This window comes from Aliivibrio thorii, assembly GCF_057368585.1.
Map to the genome: position 1 here is coordinate 2,020,602 of NZ_CM170654.1, position 19,908 is coordinate 2,040,509.

Genomic DNA, 19,908 nt, shown 5'->3' on the forward strand with positions numbered 1-19,908 from the left:
AGCGCAGAAGATCTGCGCTTTTCTCTTTTATAAATAAACAGAAAAATAAATTCTATTTCTTCACATTAAATGAAAACGGCGTTTCACCTAACTGTAAACCATGATTATTCGGGAAAATCAGGTACTCACCGTGATATTTCACTTTTGATTTATAATCCGAACGCTTATGTACCATTAAACCGTGCTCAAAAGCCGATTCAACAAACTCATGGTGATTACCGCGAACATAACACGTTAATGGTTTAACTAAAGATTGAGTTTCTTCATCATCACCTTCAAAACATGAAGCCAGCTGAGTCGCGCAAATAATTAAAGAATGATCACCATCTGAGAATAAAGACGCTTTTGCTAGTACTTCATAATCAGTTGTTACACACCAATCTTGCTCTTCCAGAGATTCACACCACGCCATCAATCCTGATTTTGTAATTGGTGTTACCATATCAGCAGGCGCTAATGTCGCATACAAACGAGAGTAATGCTCAAAACGGACAGGTAATTGTGTTCCTGTACCTTTTGTTCGGCCTTCTTTCTGCCACGTCATCAAATCTTTTGCTACGCAACGTGAAAAACGTTGAGACTTAATCGCAGTTGTCACCCAGCGAATTAAAAAGTGATTTGCGCTCACCGGATTCTTAGGTAAACGTCCGCTATCCTTACTTTCTTGTAAGTCTTTTAGCGCTTCGTTAACGACTTTTTGAATTTCTTGATAATAATTCACTGTGTTTGTTTCTTTACTCATTTACGCTTTACGTCCAAAAACAAAATAAAAACCAAAAGATAAGATTGAGCATGCTGCCATGGAACTCACCATAGGCCAAGCAGAATCAGCAGGAAACATTGCAATACACGCCCCAGCAAGCGAGCCAGTACCAAATCTTAATGTTCCTGCAAGCGATGAGGCCGTTCCTGCCATTTTAGGGTAGTGGCTTAACAACAAGCCCATGGTATTACTACCAATGGTTGAAATACAACCAACAAATAGAACTACTGGAACCACCGTTCCCCATAATCCCCAATTCAATAATTGCCCTACGACCATCAGTACGCCTGCAAATAATTGAATAGAAATACCAAATTTAATCATATTATGCGAACCCATTCTCTTAACCATACGACCATTAATCGTGGTCATTACAATTAAGAAAACAACATTCAAACCAAACAGGTAGCCAAAGTTAGAAACACTGACACCATAAATATCGATATAAACAAACGATCCTGCGGTTAAAAATGAAAACATCCCAGCAAAAGAAAAAGCACCAGAAAAGATCAAACCAAGAGACACTGGGTTCTTAAACAATGAACGGTAATTTCTTAATGACGTTATTAGATTAAACGGAGAACGGTTTTCTTCTGCTAACGTTTCAGGAATACGCCACAGAATGGCAAAAATAATCAGAACCGCAAAAACGGCCAATAACCAAAAGATTGAACGCCAGCCAAACCAGACTGCCATGTGTCCGCCAATCATAGGCGCAACCAATGGAGCCACCGTCATAACAAGCGTAATAAACGCCATCATGCGGGCAAAATCTTCTTTATTGAACATGTCACGAACAATGGCTTGAACCACTACCGCTGATGCCGCGCCTGCAACACCTTGCAATACACGGATATACATCAATGATTCAATCCCACCAACCAATGCGCCTATCACTGCACAAAGCGCAAATAAGACAGTACCTATAATTAATACAGGTCGTCGCCCGTAACTATCCGCTAACGGGCCATGAATTAACTGCGCTATTGCAAACCCTGCCGTATACGCCGTTAATGTCATTTGCACCGAGCCTGCTGACACACCAAGATCTGCCGCAATACTTGGCATTGCAGGAACATACATATCAATAGCAAGTGGCGTTAACGCTGAAATAGCACCTAAAATAATGATCAATAAGATACTTAATGAAGGTGATTCAGGACGATCAGTGGTGTTAGATGGCATAGGTAAGAAACCAAGTAATAATTAGGAACAGGATAGGATTGAGAATATTATCACGCCCTATTACAACATGCTTTTTATATTCTGTATCTTTGCACGATTTTACATAAAAAAACGGTGTCGCATTTCTGCCACACCGTTTTTTATAATGACTAATAAACTGGCTGAATAATACCAATGTAACTAATTAGATGATCATTAATATAATTGATATTATTTGCGAAGAACCGCTTCTGCTTCTTCCGCAGTTAAGTAGCGATATTCACCAGGTTCTAGTGAGTAATCTAAACCTAAACCACCAATTTGAGAGCGGTGTAAACCTTCTACTTTATTGCCTAAAGCCGCAAACATACGCTTAACTTGGTGATATTTGCCTTCTTGAATCGTTAACAGAAGCTCATTTTCATCTTCATCAACAATTTCCATTACCGCAGGCATAGTTAGGCCAGTTTCACTCTTAAGTTGAATGCCTTCAGCCAATTGCTCAGCATAATCAGCACCAATAGGTTCTGCTAACCATACACGGTAAGTCTTAGAGCACTTACGCTTTGGTGATGTGATCTTATGTGACCATTGACCATCGTCTGTAATTAATACTAAACCAGTAGTATCAACATCAAGGCGACCAGCGAAATGTAACTTTTCTACATTCACTTCATCTAATAGCGTCAATGCAGATGGATGTGTACTGTCTTCATGAGAACATACATAACCATCTGGCTTAAATAGCATAATATAACGAGGACCATGGAATTTAAGCTCGCGGCCATCCAACTCTACAGTTGAATCATCGGTTACTTTTACTGAAGTCACTTTTGTTTTTACGCCATCAACAGTGATAGTACCACTTTTAATAATTCGAGTAGCTTCGCTACGGGTAGCACCTAATGTTTCGCACAAAAATTTATCTAAACGCATGAGAACCTCATTTCAATATTCTGCCGCATTATACCCAAACCACCTAAAGAAGCGAGCGCACATAAAAAATTAATGCGCCCCACCTTCCATTGAACTTGGATTCGAATTAGATTTAACAAAAAACATCATAAATGCAGCAAAAACTAAAAAACACGTCATCATTAAAAACACATCATTGTAAGCCATAATTGCCGCATCTCTCTGCATTGTCATGGTCAATGACGCTTTGGCTTGTAACATCGCCGTAGCAGGATCACTGCCTTTTGACACAAACATTGCCGCACTTTGTTGAAGTTGATACCAACCATCAGTGCTAACCGTTGTTAATGTCTCTTTAATATGGCCCAAATGCTCACGCGTTTTATTATCTAATAACGTCGCAATAATCGCGATACTGAATGCTCCACCCAAGTTACGCAGAACATTGGTAATGGTTGATGCATCAGACACTTGATGCTTTTGAATTTCTTCCATCGCCACCAATGACAACGGCACCATAATAAATGGGCTGCCAATAGCACGCAGTAGCATAGAGAAAATCAGTTGGTCACCACCAAAATCATAACTCATGTGTGTATTTACAAAGCAACTAATACCAAACATTGAAAAGCCAAAAAACACCAAGTACTTGGCTTTAATAATCTGCGTTAGCTTAGGGACTAATGGAAAAATCAATAACTGCGGAAAACCCATCCACATTAATACTTCACCAATCTCCAAAGCGTTATACCCTTGAATTTGGATCATATACATTGGTAATACATAAATAGAACCGAGAAGTGCCATCCCTAAAATCAAATACGCCACACATGACATCGCAAACTGGCTCTGTTTCAATAGCCGCAAATTCACCAGTGGATTCTTGTGCTGCAATTCATTAATCACAAAATAAATTAGACTAATGGCAGAGATAATAGATAAAGTCACAATAAAGCTAGAGCTAAACCACTCTTCACGGTTACCTTCTTCAAGTACCACTTCCAAGCATCCTAACCCTATCGCCATGGTTGTAATGCCAAACCAATCGGCTTTTAACAAGCTATCTAGTTTTAGAGGTTCATCATCAAGACCATAGTTAACCATACAAATCAGTGCGATAGCTGGTGGAATATTGATATAGAAAATATAGTGCCACGAAAAGTTTTCCGTTAACCAGCCGCCTAATGTTGGACCAATTGACGGAGCAAACGTTGCCGTTACCCCAAATAATGCCATCCCTACCGCACGTTTATTTAACGGCAATAGCTGCACAACAAGTGAGAAAGCCAATGGAATTAATGCACCACCGCTAAATCCTTGAATCGCACGAAAGACAATCATTGACCCCATGTTCCAAGAGATAGAACACAGCACTGATGCCATTGCAAAAATGATGGTTGTCCACGTTAAATAGCGACGTTTGCCAATCGCAACTGACAGCCAGCCACTTAGTGGAATTGCAATCATTTCAGCAACAAGATAAGACGTAGAGATCCAAGAACTCTCATCCATGGTGGCCGATAACGCACCTTGAATGTCTTTTAGAGACGAGTTGGTAATTTGAATATCCAAAATCGCCATAAAGGCACCCAGTAGACCACCAAATAAGGCGATCCAATTACGTCTTGGGATTTCTGGCTCTACTGGCACCTCAGTAACTTTGGGTTGTTCCAGCGTAGTTAATTCTTGAGTCATGATTAGCCTCGAGTATCAACCGTAGCAACAACAGAAAGACCAGGGATCAACTTACCATCTAATAAATCGGCATTCAGAATACTGATTTTAACCGGTACACGCTGTACGATCTTAGTAAAGTTACCCGTTGCATTCTCTGGAGGTAATAACGCGAATTTAGCGCCTGTTGCAGGAGAGAAGCTATCAACAATGCCTTTTAGGTGTAAGTCTGGGTACGCATCAAGATCAACAAATACTTTTTGCCCTTTATGAATATCACCAAGTTGGGTTTCTTTGAAGTTTGCTTCTATCCATACTTCAGTGGTTGGCACTAAACTCAGTAAAGGCATACCGGCTTGAACCAGCAAACCACTGCGTAAACTACGTTTACCAACCACACCATCAATCGGCGCGTAAATATTAGTATAAGACAAATTAAGCTCTGTTTGTTTTAACGCTGCGTTCGCTTGGTTAAGTGCCGCTTCAGCCTGAGCAATCTCACTTTCGATGACATTAATTTGCTCTTCTGACGCTTGATAATTCGCTTTTGCTGCATCGAAATTTGCTAATGCAACTTTAAGGTGAGACACATTGTTATCTAACTCATCTTGTGATGAATAATTCTTTTTAATTAACGCTTTAGTACGTTTAACTTGTTGTTGAGTACGTTCATATTCCGCCTTAGTCGATTCAATTTCACTGGCCGCTTGCCGAATACGAATGTCTTGTAATTTACGCTCAGCCGCTAAATTTTTAATCGAGGCTGCGCTAACTAGCACATTTGCTTCTGCTTTCTCTTTTTCAGCCACAAAATCACGGCTATCTATCGTTGCCAACAAATCGCCCGCTTTAACCACTTGGTTATCTTCAACGAACGTTTTTGCAATATAACCGCCAACTTTTGGACTGATGGTCGTGATATCACCTTGTAGATACGCATTGTCTGTTGATTCAAAATACTGACCATAACCATACCAATATCCACCACCAGCAAGACCACATAGAATAATAACGATTGTCGCAATCAAAGGTGCTTTATTTTTTTTCTTTTGCTGTTCTGCCACTGTGCGTACCCACTTGAAAATGAAGCCACCCACATTTGTCATAAACATGAATGTAATAAATAAGAGAGAAACAGTATAAAACGAAAATGATTTATTGATTAGATAAGAAAAAAAGGAAACACTGTTGCATAAATCTTACCAATCAATGGAGTTCACTCTATGATGGATTTAAATAACATCACAATCTTAAACCAAGTCATTGATTCTGGTAGTTTTACTCAAGCTGCTACCAATCTTGGAATGACAAAATCAACAGTAAGTAGAAAACTGGCAGAACTTGAAGAACACCTAGGTGTGAAGCTTATCACTCGTTCAACCAGAAAATTAGGTCTTACCCAGGAAGGAGAGATTTTTTACCAAGCCAGTATCAAAGTGCTTGATATTATGCAGCAAACCGAACTCGAACTAACAGCAAATCAAAATCTGATCCGTGGTCACCTTAACTTAGCAATGCCAGTAGAGATTGGGCACAGTGTCATGTCTGATTACATTAATAGTTTTCTTATCCGCTACCCAGAAGTCTCAATAAATGTAGAAATGACCAACCGAGAAGTGGATATTATTGGTGACAGTATTGATCTCTATGTTCAAATCGGTGAAATTAATGACTCATCTTTAGTTGCCAGAACCATCGATTTTTCAGAGCGCGTCATAGTGGCAAGCCCTAATTATTTAAAAACGTATGGCAATATAATCTCTCCTGAGGATCTGCAAGCCCCTCACCATCAAATTAAAGTTGTGAACGCAGTGAAAGTTCCTAACTTGTATTTTAATCAGGTAGATAAAGCCATTCGCGTTAATTTACCCTACCGATTAAAAGTAAATACGATTACCGCCTGTAAATCGGCTTGCTTAAGTGGGTTAGGCATCGCTTCTTTACCTGAATTTTTATGCCGTGAGCACATTAAAAACGGCGAACTGATACAAATTCTCCCTGATTGGGATTTACCTAAAGCTGCCATCAGCTTGGTCTTTCCGCAAAATAAATTGCTTCCAAAACGATTAAGAGCATTTATCGACCACGTATTAGAACTCTTTGAACTAAAGAAACACTTAGATAAAGCGAACGAGTAAAATTCTAAAATTGAATCAATTTTTATTAATCGTAAGTTATATCTTGTCAGAAGCCGCTCTCCATTATAGGATGCGATCTTCTGTATATTGAACGGTGAGTCGGTAGTGATACGATTGTTTCGTATAATAATGATGGTTTGTTGCTTTGGGATGGCCTCGCTAGCTCATGCTTCTGCACATCATGATATTATCAATACGATGCAAGCCCCACTGACTATTGAGCAGCACTCAGCAACTCAACCCAGTGCGAAATTCACAACCCCAGTACCTGAATCTACTGATTTTTCAACCTGTCAGGTAATGCAATCACCAGAAAACAATGTCACTAAAAATACACAAAGTTCATCGCTTGGACACAATGTAAACTTAGGCATTGGCTACTCTTCTCGTATGGCGAATTTAGCTCGACATGAGCCAGAAGAAGTCACTCCACATTATGAGCTAGCCTCAGAAATTCCTGCTATTCCTGTTGAACAATTGGTTATTGGTTATCAAGAAAAACCAAAACCTACTGTAAATTGGGCACTTAATAGCTACTCTTCAAGCTCTCGTGTGTCAGCTTGGAAAGAAAGTAACCTCCTCTATAGCCAGCGACTGTATCCCCACTCTTAATTTCACAACCAACCGTAATTTATCTACATCGTTTTATCATTCATTAAATAAAAAGTAATGATTTGAGCGACTGTCTATGACTTTTTCGCATGCGATTTTCGTGTGTGAGGTGAAATTAATATGCAAAGAAAACAACCAATACAGCGATTGAACCATTACTCTAAATGGAAATACATCGTACTTATCACGACTCTTGTGATTCTATTATTAAGTGCCATTCCAACTTGGTATGGTGAAAACGCAGCGGTTCAAATTACCGATAAAGACGGTCAAATTCCGTCGATTGTTCAGTTACAAAACACGTTAACCGACCAAGGTATTAACGTAAAACGCATTGAACAAAAAGGCGATAAGACCATCGTTATTTTGCAAGATGAAGCGCAACAAGCCGCAGCAAAAAATGTACTGGCATCTGTTATTGATGACAGTAAAAAAGGCACAACGTTAGCTTTATCTCTTGCGCCAGCAGCCCCTGCTTGGTTACAAAATTTAGGCTTTGAACCAATCAAACTTGGCCTTGATTTGCGTGGCGGTGTGCAATTCTTACTCGATGTTGATGTAAACCAAGTTTTCCAAGCACAACGTAATGAGCTTTCAGATTCTTTAAAACAAGAGTTACGTGAAGAACGCATTCGCTCAGTTCGCTTCCAAAAAGAAGGCAGCGATAGCTTAGTAGTTCGTTTGCCATCAGAAGAGGCAAGTCATGCCGCTCGTGAGTTTATCCATAAAAATTACCCAACATGGCAAATCTCAAACGGTGACGATTTCAATCTTAAGCTAACACTAAAAGAAACCGAAAAAGTGGCGGTTCGTAACCTTACTGTTCAACAAAACTTACAAACCATGCGTAGCCGTATTGAAGAGTTAGGTATCACTGAAGCCTTAGTTCAGCGTCAAGGTGAAAACCGAATTCGTATCGAGCTTCCGGGTGTTCAAGATCCTGCTGCTGCAAAAAATGTTATTGGTGCTACCGCGAGTCTTGCTTTCTATGCGGTAAAAGAACAAGGCACTGGCAGCACAATGGAAGTACCTGATGAAAACGGCCAACCAGTTCGTGTGGGTAGAAAGCCTGTACTAAGTGGTGACCATATTGTTGATGCTCGTGCAAGCTTAGGCGAAATGGGCATGGCGGAAGTAAACATTGTTCTTGATAGCTCAGGCGGCAAAATCATGTCTGAGTTCTCTCGTCACAATGTTGGTAAACCAATGGCAACGTCGTACAACGAGTACGGTCGTAACAGCAAAGGCGAAACCACGCAAAGTAACAAAATCATCAGTGTTGCAACTATCCAAAGTCAACTTGGTAGCCGCTTTAGAATCACAGGTTCTGGTTCACTTCAAGAATCTCAAGAGCTTGCTCTACTTCTTCGTGCTGGCTCACTAACGGCGCCAGTCACTATCGTTGAAGAGCGTACAATTGGCCCGACACTGGGGGCTGAGAATATTCAAAATGGCTTTGCTGCTTTAGGTCTTGGTCTTGGTCTAACTCTATTATTCATGGCGGTGTGGTATCGTCGTTTAGGTTGGGTAGCAAACATTGCGCTTGTCGGCAACATGGTGATGCTGTTTGGTTTACTTGCACTTATTCCGGGTGCGGTTCTTACCCTTCCGGGTATTGCAGGTTTAGTACTGACGGTAGGTATGGCGGTAGATACCAACGTTTTAATATTTGAACGGATTAAAGATAAACAAAAAGAAGGTCGAACATTAGCACAAGCAATTGATAGAGGCTTTAGTAGTGCATTTGGTACGATTTTCGATGCCAACTTCACCACAATGATCACCGCGGTGGTTCTATACACTATCGGTAATGGTCCTATCCAAGGCTTCGCATTAACTCTGGGCTTAGGTCTATTAACCAGTATGTTCACAGGCATCTTCGCGTCACGTGCCATTATCAATTTAGTTTGGGGTCGTGATTCTCGTCATGATGTTAGGATTTAAGTTATGTTTATAAATATGAAAAATGCAACAAAATGGCGTCACATGACGAGTGTGGTTTCTATCGGTTTGATGATTTTTGCATTGTCGATGATAGCAATGAAAGGCCTTAACTGGGGCTTAGATTTCACTGGCGGTATCGTGAGTGAAGTTCAAATTGATAGCAAAATCACAAGCAGTGAAATTGCGCCGTTATTGGATGCAAGCTTTAAGCAAGATGTGGCGGTTATTGCCTCTGGTGAGCCGGGTCGTTGGGTATTGCGTTATGCGATTCCACCAAAAGGCGTTGAGCTTCCACCACTGACTGAGGTACTTGCTCCGCTTCATTCAGATGTTCAAGTATTAAACACCAGTATCGTTGGTCCACAAGTAGGCCAAGAGCTAACTGAGCAAGGTGGCATGGCGTTGTTAGTGTCAGTTTTGGTTATCTTAGCGTACTTGAGTTACCGCTTTGAATGGCGTTTGGCTTCTGGCTCTCTGTTTGCCCTAACCCACGATATCGTGTTTGTACTTGGTTTCTTTGCTGCGACTCAAATGGAGTTTAACTTAACCACCCTAGCCGCTATTTTGGCGATTTTAGGTTACTCGTTGAATGACTCGATCATCATTGCAGATAGAATACGTGAGCTATTAATTGCCAAACCTGAGTTATCTATCCAAGAGGTCAATAACGAGGCGGTTGCAGCAACCTTCTCTCGTACTATGGTGACATCAGGTACAACTCTAATCACTGTTGGTTCTTTATGGTTATTAGGTGGCGGCCCACTAGAGGGCTTTGCGATTGCGATGTTCATCGGTATCGTGACGGGTACTTGGTCTTCTATCTCGGTGGGTACAAGTTTACCTGAGTACTTTGGTTTGAATTCGGATCACTACAAGCCAAAACCTATTTCTGAAGAGCCGTAAGAATTGGTTTAGATAGATAGTAAAAAGCCGCAGGGAATGCGGCTTGATGTTGGGGGATCTGGTTTAGACTGGATCCCTTTTTTTGTGAGGTTAAAAATATCACTTCAACTAATAAATCTGATTCTACACAAATCGTAATTTCGACATTAACGCTTGGCCATAATAATCAAAGAGCATTAATGGAAATGATGAAATTACCGCAATATTGCCATTAGGGATGTGCTTATCAAGCTGTTGAGTAAAAATCTCTTGTTGTTCGATTTGAGTCTTAGGAAGTGATAGCTCATTTGTGACTAAATGATTAGCGCGAGCAAGGTGTTGAGCGACGATTTCTCTCCAAGTATCAAAATCATACGCACCCCAATTATGGTATTTTTTATCTAGATCGGCATCCTTGTTCGTCCAATTTTTATATTTACCAAACTCACTCAATGCGTATAGTTCTTCTCTATATTCAACACTTTTTTGATGCCTTATTGCTTCAACCATCGGGTAACTGACAATTAACAATCCTTCTTCTTGCGGATTGTTAAACTTATCTAGCATTTCAACTAATTTCTTATCATTAGCATTACTGCAATGGGCGTCATAATCAAATATAAGATAAATATCACTAATTAGGCTTGAATCATCAATATTTAAAACAGCAAGTTCTTCTTCACGTAAATCTCGACCTAAACGCTGTTCTTCTTTTTGCCGCTTTATTAATTCTTCTACCAGTAGTTCGTAGGTATCTAAATACGGATCTTTTTCAATCTCTGCATATAATTTATAGATATTACAACCATAGGATGCCCTAAGAATAACCTTGTCCTCATCTTGCAGAAGGTTCAAACAAAGATTATTAGTAATATTTGGCTCTGCACGCTTCCCTTCAAATATGCAAAGAACGTAACTACTCATCAAAAGCTCCAGAGCGATACATTTTCTCTAAATTATGTGCTTTTCTGATTTCTCTATCAGTTAAGTTATAAAGAGGGTTTAGCTTCTGCTTGGCTAGAACAAAATAGCAATCTGGTCTTAAGATATTGTTAGACATCAACGTACTGTTATGAGTTGTCATAAGGGATTGGCAACTCGTCTTTGCTATGCGCTCAACAATATGTTGTGATAAGTTAAAATGATAATACGCATCGAACTCATCAATGTACGCAAATGAGATTTCGCCAGAGGTAAGCTTTAAATACCAATAATAAAAATTACCAAGAGAAATCGTTCCAGTTGAAGCCGCTTGAGAAAATTCAATACTGCGTTCACCGAAATCAAACTCAATAATTTCTTCATTCTCAGCACCCGATTGTTTCAGTTTACAAGCCACTCCAGAGTCATTAAGAAATTGTTCAAAATCTTCTAGTTTTCCTTGCTCGATAATAGCTTGAGAAACACGCTGCTTACCTGTTGGCTGGCCATAAAACTCCTGAAGCTTAGAAAGCGTTCTAAAAAACACCATTCCATCGACAAACTTCATAAACGTATCGAAGGCATTATTAATAACATGATCATCAAGTAAGGCGTTTGACTTTATATACTTAACCGGTGAAATATCCTTGCCTTCAAAATCGTTCTTTAACGTCTCTGAACCTGGTAGGTTAAAATCAGCGATGGATGAGACTCTGCGATCAAAATTAACGATCTCAACACCATCAATGATCAGTTTTTCATAAACGGTTGTCGTACATTTTTCTTTGCCATAACTATAAAGCACTTCAATGCCATCAAAATCAAACTGATATTTGAATTCAGCCAGTTTATCTTTCGAGTTTGCATTTAAGTAGTTAGTGCTCAATCCTGCCTGAAGATTGTTATCTGTTAGATGGCTCGTTACATCAATAATGGCAAGCCCAAGGTTTGACTTACCCTCACCATTAATACCGTAAATAACACCATGTTTAACGATTTCATTTTGCACTGCATGCTTGCTGAATTCATACGAGCGATCACTTTTGAGATCGATCTCAAACCAGTTTTCAAAGTTACGAAAATTTTTGACGACAAGTTTAGCAAGCATCTTGATTATCCAGTATTAAAGAAATTAACAGCGTTAACTATAGCACACCACCAACAGTGCCGTAATTTTTTTACGGCAAAATTGGATCGAGGTACAAATCCAAGACTTATTGAGTCGGTGTTTTAGCAACCAACTAAAACTCATTATGGCTTATCCGAAGTCAACCAAGCTGCTGAAACAACCTCATAGTTTTCAGGCTGCATCCACTTACTAGAAAGTGCAGCGAGTTTGTCATCAATAGAAATATCTAAGCACTTAAAATGAAACTTGTTTTGTTCTAACTCATTGGTATAAATAGACGATGAAAATTCACTCTTAAACATGTCCAGTACACGTGGGTCGTTTACTTGTAAATCCCCATGAGAATCGACATACCAAGTCATGTATTCTTGTCGCTGCCTTACTCCTTGATTATTTTGCCATCTCAGGAAACCACAGAATAGAGAGCCTGTGACTAATTCAACTGATTGGATAGAAGCGGTCTGCCCTTGAAAACTGTAGGACTTAGCCACTTCTAACATATGCTTCATCAATAAGTGGTCCAGATCAAGGACATCAATATGTTCACGGTTTGATGCAATAACTCTATCCAGAGTCAAATCCCAACGAGATTTCCGCATCCCCAAGGAATCTTGTAACTCCTCAGACACACGAATTTGCCATACCTTTCCACTATGTGTTTTATCTATAACTTGTATTCCAAGATAATTAAACATTGATTCTACGAAACTAGTTAGATGCTCCACACTTGGTATAAAGCCTCCTCTCAGGTCATTGGGATCGAAACTTGAAGCATGATCAAATAATTCTTGCTGAACATTTGCTGCACTTTTTGCTTTTTCCAATGCTTCATCAATCTTCTGCTGAGTTCTATAAATACCTTCTAAAGTCGCTTCTTGCAAAATAGATTCAACATCGACTAAGTCCACAATCTCTCCCAAAATGTCATCGCTCAAGCGTTCATGAAATTCATCACCGACAGTAGAAAGATCGTTAACAACTTCACCAATTCTCTCGTACATTAATTGGATAATCTGTTCATCGGCTGTTCCAGGTGAATGAATATTAAAAACAATGACTCGCTTTTTTTGTCCATAACGATATAAGCGACCTATCCGCTGTACCAAGCGCATAGGGTTCCACGGGAGGTCATAGTTCACCATAATATGACAGTTTTTCTGAAGGTTAATACCTTCCCCACCAGCTTCAGTAGATATCAAAAATTGACCATTTCCCTCAAAACGTTTAATAGCTTCTCTTCTATCCTGATGCTTCATTGAACCATTAATCAGTTCAACTTTGCTATGACTAAATCTCTTCGATAACGCTTCAAACAAATAGTTTTGCGTAGAACGATACTCGGTGAAAATAAGAATTTTTTCTTCTAAATTATTATTAAGTACCTGATTAACAATACCGTTTAAGAATTCGTTAATTTTTTTGTCATTAAGAAGCAATATTTCACTTTTAGCGATTAGTTCATCTAGAAGAGCAATCTCACCATCAAAAAACTCCTTAGCTGAGTAGTCGAAGTTCTCTTCAAGTTCACCTATATATCGTTGATCTAATTCAGAAAGTCCTTCAATACTAAATAACTGCCCTAGCTCTCCTTCTAGACGTACTTTGCGACGTATAAGTGCCGAGTTTATGGCTTTTGCACTTGAAGCTGCTAACTTCCGATAAACAGTCATAACAAAACCTATTGCATTACCTGCGCTACCTAAAGATTTTGCCTGCGCATAACCTTTACGAAGATAACTCTGTAAATCACTATCAAAAGCTGAAAATGCTTGATCGACCTCTACAGTAATAGCTTTAGTCACCTTACCTTTGAAAATAAAATTCCCCTCGGCATCAGTCACATCAGATTTATTATTTCGATAAAGCATTTCCTTTAAAAGTTCTGGGTTAAGTTTTAAAGTACCAATTTCCTTTTTTAAATCTGGTCGCAGTAATTCAAGCAAACTAACAAATTTATCGTGTTTTCCTTGATGAGGTGTAGCACTAAGTAAAATGAGAGCATCTGTTTTTTTACGCAAAGATTTAGCAAGTTTAAATCGCATAGAACTGTCAAAACTCATACCATTCTGACGACGGCTTAAACGATGAGCCTCATCAAAGATAATAATATCCCAAGGTTCTGCATGCATTAACTTCATTAGATGTTCAGGATCTTTAAATCTGTCAATCGAACCAATTACGTGATTATACATACCCCACTCACGAGGTTCATCAATAGTGAAGTTTTCACCATAAATTCGAAAATCACCAAAACCAAATTTATTTTGTAACTCCTCTTTCCATTGCTGGGTTAGACCAGCCGGAGTCACAAGTAAAATTCGCCGAGCCATCCCTCTTTGACTAAGAGCTTTAAGTAACATACCTGTTTCAATGGTTTTCCCTAAACCAACATCATCAGCTATCATCCAGTTTAAATTACCATGGGCAAGTATATGATGAACCAAATGAATTTGATGCGGCAGAGGGTCAATATCTAATTTCGACAAAGCTCCTGAATTTTCATTCCATGTATCTATCGCATGTGCCAAAGACTTAAGTCTAAATCTCTCAGCAGCATCCTCAGCTCCCTTATCTCTTCTGAAAAATCGAAGTTTAGGCCCTTTAATAAATTTAAGTGATTCATATGGTAGCCATATCTGTTGTCCCTTATCAGGAAAATCGACGAGTACCTGTTCACGGTTACCAATAATTCGAACACTCACGACATTCCCACAGCCAAGAGACTTTTGAGAATATGACAAGGGTTTATGGCGTACTTCCATATTACGCTGAAATCCACATGTAAGGTCCTGTAAGTTAACCTTTGAACCATCGCCATTAAACCATTTAACAGAAGCTAATATTTTTCCTGAACTTTCCGAGATAGACTGAATGATTCCAAGTTTTTCACCATACTTCACAGCAGTACCTTCAATAGGCATTAGTCTGTTAGACATATTTGTCATAGCATTATTTTCCTTTAGTTACTGACTATGGGTCAGTGAATGTGTACTTTGATTGCATCAAGCCCAACTTCGCTCAGACGCTGTCGATTTTCAGAGTTACAGTTAATGAAATCACCATTATCCATCGGATCATCTGTAAATTCTGACTGATACGGCCCCAATTCAAAGTCCATATATGGGTTATTTTTAGCTCGGTAATAACAAAGGTATTTCATAAAAACTGGGAAAATTCTACGCATCAATGTATGTTGATACCAATACTCAAATTCATCTTCCAAAAATACTTCTAGCTCTTCAATACTTGGTAACCAATTAAAACAGCGGATTATTCTCAGAGCTTGAACCCAACTCATTTGTCTGTGGGTAGCTTCTGTTACATGAGCGAAAGGGCCAAGCTTACTTAGTGTGATCCAATAACGATCACAATTCTTCCAAATTTCTTTGAAATCCCGTGCAAGAACTAGCTCATCAATAGTGGTTCCATTAAGGATCTCTTTTTCCATGGTAATTCTTACTGCCCCCCATCCGCTTTCGAAAAAAACATCAGTTAGAAACGGGAGATGCTTGCCTGACCAATTTGTTGAATAGATAACTTCAACTGCCACTTGTTGTGCTCGTTCCCATCGAGTTAACTTCGATCTGTATTCATCATTTACATCATCAATATTTTCTTGTATTTCCTCGAAGTCTTCATCACAATCAAATACAGAAATAAACACATCATCAGTTACATCAAACTGTTCACAATCTCCTTCATCGAAGTAGAGCAAGTCCTCATCGTACTGATAAAACTCTAAGTCCGTTGGCTCTTGAGCCAACTCCGACCCATCTTCTAATAGGGAAATATCTTGGAACGACAAACCTTGCTCAGCATCCAAACTTTTTAAGATATCATTCTGAATTATTTCTTTTTCTATATTAAACTCTTCACAAAAAGCAGCATGCTCTGATTCCTTCTGGACTTCAAAGTCTTCCTTATGTTCTAAAACAACTTGATGCTCATCAATAATTGGTAAATATGAAGGGTTACAGACTTCTTTCGGAACGATATTACTTTTATCTTCCGTTTTAATTTCGGTTTCAGAATGATCTAACTCTTTACTTAAGCAAATTTTTTTCGTTTTTAAATGCTTTACAACAACTTTCTTTTGCCCAGAACTACTTAAATGTACTCTATCCGTTTCTCTCCCTATAACTTTTGAAGATATAACTTCTTTTTTAAGAGTAAGTATTTTTTTTGTGGATGTTGGCGATTCAAAATTTTGAGATGGAAAAACAAAGGGAAGATCTTCAGTGTGATTAAACTGTGTTTGAATAAAAAAAAGATCATCTTGAGTAACACAATCGTGATCATACCCATCGATAGAGTCATGAGAAGTATCTTCAATATGTTCAACATCAAGAAAATGTATAGCTTTTTGCTTCATCCCCCATTGCAGATAAATTTTTGCAGCGAAACGTTGAAGCTCTCTACTATTAGGAAACTCATCCAATGCAATCTCAAGCCATACTCGGGCTGTAGTGTCACGCTTTTTTCTTAATTGCAATTTACATTTTTGAAGTAAGTACTCGAGACGTTCGGTTGTCATGCTTTACCATAAGGGACGACTTAATCCCTGAAAAATAAATTTAGTTAAAACTGATAATCAGCAATAAATATAAATGCTGAAATAGTATTTTACTTCAATTTAAAGAAAAGCAGATACCTGGATTTATGAAAATTGCAGATTTTAATCAAACTAATTCATCCATATGAAAAATAAATGTTAATAGCCTGGTTAATGATGTATATCTATCGTTTCGAGTTTGATTTAAACCCTAACACTTTTAGTTATACGACTTTTACTTCTCATTTTTTAAATAACATAATTAATACTATCTTCCTCACCATTTGCTGATTTTTAGATGAATATGAATCAAATCAACGTAACTAATGCCGAAATGCAGTTGCCTTACTCCACTTTAATTTATCTAATTTACTTTATTCAAATCAAAACATGATGTGATTAAGCCTATTATTCACATCAATAATATAGAGAACTTAAAACGACGGCTTTAATTGCATGTGTCATATAGTACACAAATGACTCATTACTTAACCAAAGGTCACACTTATACTTATGGATAGCCACCTCAAATATTTTACTTAAATAACCAATATCTACTATCTTTGGTATGACAAAAATCAACCATTCTAGGTAGACTAGGGAAATCATTTAATTAATTTCTTAACTTATGTTTAGATTAAATCGAGTCAAAGCAGAAAATGAAGCTCTAAAAAAAGAGTTATCTGATCTTAAAAATACATACCAAACAGATATTCAGAAATTAGAAGAACAGCTCCAAGAAGCTAAACAGCAAGTCATCTCAGTACAACAAGATTATCAAAGTAGCGACGGTTTGATTTCGAGCAGTTTAAAAGGTGGTAATATGCTTCAAACCATTCGAACTGCAATGGTAGAAAGCGCTCAATCGATGGCGCAAGAGAATGAAAACCTAGAACAACTTAGTGAAGTATTTAAACAAACCCATCAAGCCCTCACTCGACTTGACAATAGAGCCGTAGAAATAAGCTCTCAAACAACCCAAAGCATTAAATCTGTTCAAATATTAGATAAAACCGCTAACTCCATCTCTCATCTTGTTTCTACAATTCAAGAAATTTCTGACCAAACAAACTTACTTGCTCTCAATGCAGCGATTGAAGCGGCTCGTGCAGGTAATGCAGGACGAGGATTTGCTGTTGTTGCTGATGAAGTAAGAACCCTAGCAAGCAAAGCCAGTGACGCTAGCGAGCAGATTGATTCCCTAGTGAACCAAGTTTTAACTCAAGTGGATACCATTAAAATATCTATCGATGAAAACCAAAAGTGTGCCGAAGAAGTATCGGCCTCTTCAGCACAAATTGGAACCATCGTAAATGAAGTCGTTGATAAATCAGAGCACATGAAAGAGATCATTTATGTGGCTTCAACGAGAGCGTTCCTTGATACGGTAAAACTTGATCATGCGATTTGGAAAAACAATATTTATCGCTTACTGCAAAAACACTCATTCGACGAAACCGTTAATACTCATTCAGAATGTCGATTGGGTCAGTGGTACTACAAAGGAAGTGGCAAAGCTTATAATCATCTAAAAAGCTATGCTCTACTGGAAGCACCTCACAAGGCAGTTCACGACAATGGACGTAAAGCCATGAGTAAAGCTCAAACTGGTAATATGGCTGATATGATTACATCAATTAATACAATGGAAGATTCAAGCGAACAAGTCGTAATTCAGATTGATCGTTTAATGGATAAAATCGTTGCAGACAAATAAAGTAATTCATCTCAATTCGATTGTGGGCTTGAGTGGATTATCAAGCCTCCACAACTAAAGAGTATTCACATCATTTTATGATGCGATTAACCCACCTATTCACATCAAAATGTGATTCGATTACTCGGCTTTTGATGTTTCATTCTGCTCTACAATGAAGGCGATCTCTTTCTCATTTAAGCACGATTTACTGACATATTGGCGCTGTTTACCGATATGAAAAATAAGCCCTAAATCACTTTGTTCAACTTGGTCGATGTCACTCCAAGCAATGGTGCGGGAGTTTTTGGTGTTTTTAAGGCTTTTATAACTCACACCATTTTCGTCAACGTTAAACTCCACTTTACTACCAGAGAGCGAGCTGATGGATTGTCGCCATACCCACCACGTCCTCTTAAAATAAATACTGAACGCTTCGATAATACTTAACGCAATAAAGAACCAACCAATATAACCATTAGGTAATAGATCAAGTTTTAATAGCGCCACACCAAAAAGAAAAAAGAGAATTCCTTTTAAATAGGCTTTTGGAAAGGTAATCGGCTGGCTAGTTTGATCATAACACTCGGCAAAGAAAGTCTTGTCGAGAATGTATTCTGTGGTGACACTAAAATCTTTAGACATATAGGGCTACTTTACGGTTTTATGTGAATGAGTCTTTTATGCTGCTATCTTGCAACTTGGGTATTGTATCGTTTCTTGAGGTTTTTCTACATTCAAATATATCTTAAAGTCGATTTGGTATATAGAATCAGCCCAACCAAAATCAGTGAACTCTATAGGGAAATCACAATGGCGTATGAAGTGCTAGATATCAGCCAATGGGTGCGAGCTCAACATTTAAAATTTTATCAAGGTTTTAGCCATCCTTGGTATAACATCTGCTCTAATATCGATGTAACGGCACTGCGCCAATATTGTAAGCAGCATAATCATCGCTTCTTTCATGCTTATCTTTACCTAACTCAGCAAGCGCTAAATAAATGTGAACCGATGAGCTATCGCCTTATGGGTGAAGAAGTTCGCATTTACTCACCTATGTGTGTCAGTGTGGCGCTACTCGCCGATGATAATACGGTACGTTTTTGCGATTTAGACCATGAGCCTACGTTTGCTGACTTTACCACCAGTGCCACCAACGCTGAAGCTCGGATTAAAAATACGCCTTTTATTGTAGAGCAGTTCATTGGCCAAGAAATGAAGCAGAACACGATTCATTTAACCGTATTGCCATGGGTAGATTTCACTAGTATGACTCATGCTAGAGACGTTAATTTCCCTGACAGTGTGCCAAAAATGGCATTTGGCAAATTGGTTCAACAAAATGAAAAATGGCGTATGCCACTGTCTGTTGAAGTGCATCATGGTTTAATGGATGGTTTACACGTGGGGCAATTTATACAAACATTACAAGCGATGTTTGATAATCCATCACTGCTTGATTAAAGAGACGCTTTATTTATGCAGAAAGGTATTTAGATGGAGAGATAATTGGAA

General features: G+C 38.6%; 16 protein-coding genes. 6 read left to right on the forward strand and 10 right to left on the reverse strand.

Annotated features, from left to right (window positions below; translation table 11 throughout):
* Nucleotides 1-52 precede the first annotated feature (52 nt).
* The 5 genes from AC2IP4_RS09115 to AC2IP4_RS09135 form a co-directional block, all read right to left on the reverse strand.
* The gene (locus AC2IP4_RS09115) at nt 53-742 is read right to left on the reverse strand and encodes a DUF2913 family protein (RefSeq protein WP_375322084.1); all 690 of its coding nucleotides are present in this window, start codon (nt 740-742) and stop codon (nt 53-55) included.
* On the reverse strand, nt 743-1,948 hold the full coding sequence (locus AC2IP4_RS09120) for a Bcr/CflA family multidrug efflux MFS transporter (RefSeq protein ID WP_375322083.1): 1,206 nt from the start codon (nt 1,946-1,948) through the stop codon (nt 743-745).
* Nucleotides 1,949-2,158: 210 nt separating this feature from the next.
* Entirely contained in the window at nt 2,159-2,863 is a 705-nt protein-coding gene (gene rsuA, locus AC2IP4_RS09125; protein ID WP_486307125.1) for a 16S rRNA pseudouridine(516) synthase RsuA, read from the reverse strand.
* Between the two features lie 69 nt (nt 2,864-2,932).
* On the reverse strand, nt 2,933-4,537 hold the full coding sequence (locus tag AC2IP4_RS09130; RefSeq protein WP_375322081.1) for a DHA2 family efflux MFS transporter permease subunit: 1,605 nt from the start codon (nt 4,535-4,537) through the stop codon (nt 2,933-2,935).
* Nucleotides 4,538-4,539: 2 nt separating this feature from the next.
* Nucleotides 4,540-5,580: an HlyD family secretion protein gene (locus AC2IP4_RS09135; RefSeq protein ID WP_375322080.1), complete on the reverse strand. Its 1,041-nt coding sequence runs from the start codon at nt 5,578-5,580 to the stop codon at nt 4,540-4,542.
* 159 nt (nt 5,581-5,739) lie between these two features.
* On the opposite strand from AC2IP4_RS09135, the gene AC2IP4_RS09140 reads away from it, so the two are divergent.
* The 4 genes from AC2IP4_RS09140 to secF all read left to right on the forward strand — a co-directional run bounded on the left by AC2IP4_RS09140 (nt 5,740) and on the right by secF (nt 10,113).
* Nucleotides 5,740-6,654 (forward strand): LysR family transcriptional regulator, encoded by a 915-nt coding sequence (locus AC2IP4_RS09140; protein WP_375322079.1) that lies wholly within the window; start codon nt 5,740-5,742, stop codon nt 6,652-6,654.
* 105 nt (nt 6,655-6,759) lie between these two features.
* Nucleotides 6,760-7,266, forward strand: a complete 507-nt coding sequence (locus AC2IP4_RS09145; protein ID WP_375322078.1) for a hypothetical protein — start codon at nt 6,760-6,762, stop codon at nt 7,264-7,266.
* A gap of 120 nt (nt 7,267-7,386) precedes the next feature.
* Entirely contained in the window at nt 7,387-9,210 is a 1,824-nt protein-coding gene (gene secD, locus AC2IP4_RS09150; RefSeq protein WP_375322077.1) for a protein translocase subunit SecD, read from the forward strand.
* 3 nt (nt 9,211-9,213) lie between these two features.
* A complete protein-coding gene (gene secF / locus AC2IP4_RS09155; RefSeq protein WP_061001895.1) occupies nt 9,214-10,113 on the forward strand; it encodes a protein translocase subunit SecF in 900 nt (299 codons plus the stop codon).
* 123 nt (nt 10,114-10,236) lie between these two features.
* On the opposite strand, the gene AC2IP4_RS09160 is transcribed toward secF, so the two are convergent.
* The 4 genes from AC2IP4_RS09160 to AC2IP4_RS09175 all read right to left on the reverse strand — a co-directional run bounded on the left by AC2IP4_RS09160 (nt 10,237) and on the right by AC2IP4_RS09175 (nt 16,676).
* The gene (locus AC2IP4_RS09160) at nt 10,237-11,016 is read right to left on the reverse strand and encodes a hypothetical protein (RefSeq protein WP_375322076.1); all 780 of its coding nucleotides are present in this window, start codon (nt 11,014-11,016) and stop codon (nt 10,237-10,239) included.
* Nucleotides 11,009-12,121 carry an AAA family ATPase gene (locus tag AC2IP4_RS09165; protein WP_486310199.1) on the reverse strand — a complete coding sequence of 371 codons (1,113 nt, stop codon included), beginning with the start codon at nt 12,119-12,121 and terminating at the stop codon, nt 11,009-11,011. Before AC2IP4_RS09165 ends, AC2IP4_RS09160 begins: the two co-directional genes overlap by 8 nt.
* A 143-nt stretch (nt 12,122-12,264) precedes the next feature.
* Nucleotides 12,265-15,087: a helicase-related protein gene (locus AC2IP4_RS09170; RefSeq protein ID WP_155661754.1), complete on the reverse strand. Its 2,823-nt coding sequence runs from the start codon at nt 15,085-15,087 to the stop codon at nt 12,265-12,267.
* Nucleotides 15,088-15,119: 32 nt separating this feature from the next.
* Nucleotides 15,120-16,676 (reverse strand): hypothetical protein, encoded by a 1,557-nt coding sequence (locus AC2IP4_RS09175; protein ID WP_130086640.1) that lies wholly within the window; start codon nt 16,674-16,676, stop codon nt 15,120-15,122.
* 646 nt (nt 16,677-17,322) lie between these two features.
* Between AC2IP4_RS09175 and AC2IP4_RS09180 the strand changes: the two genes are divergently transcribed.
* Nucleotides 17,323-18,411: a methyl-accepting chemotaxis protein gene (locus AC2IP4_RS09180; protein ID WP_486310200.1), complete on the forward strand. Its 1,089-nt coding sequence runs from the start codon at nt 17,323-17,325 to the stop codon at nt 18,409-18,411.
* 120 nt (nt 18,412-18,531) lie between these two features.
* Here the strand turns inward: AC2IP4_RS09180 and AC2IP4_RS09185 are convergent, their stop codons facing one another.
* Nucleotides 18,532-19,035 carry a YcxB family protein gene (locus AC2IP4_RS09185; protein WP_375322073.1) on the reverse strand — a complete coding sequence of 168 codons (504 nt, stop codon included), beginning with the start codon at nt 19,033-19,035 and terminating at the stop codon, nt 18,532-18,534.
* A 168-nt stretch (nt 19,036-19,203) separates the two neighbouring features.
* On the opposite strand from AC2IP4_RS09185, the gene AC2IP4_RS09190 reads away from it, so the two are divergent.
* Nucleotides 19,204-19,857, forward strand: coding sequence for a CatA-like O-acetyltransferase (locus tag AC2IP4_RS09190; RefSeq protein WP_375322072.1), 654 nt, complete (start codon nt 19,204-19,206; stop codon nt 19,855-19,857).
* Nucleotides 19,858-19,908: the final 51 nt, after the last annotated feature.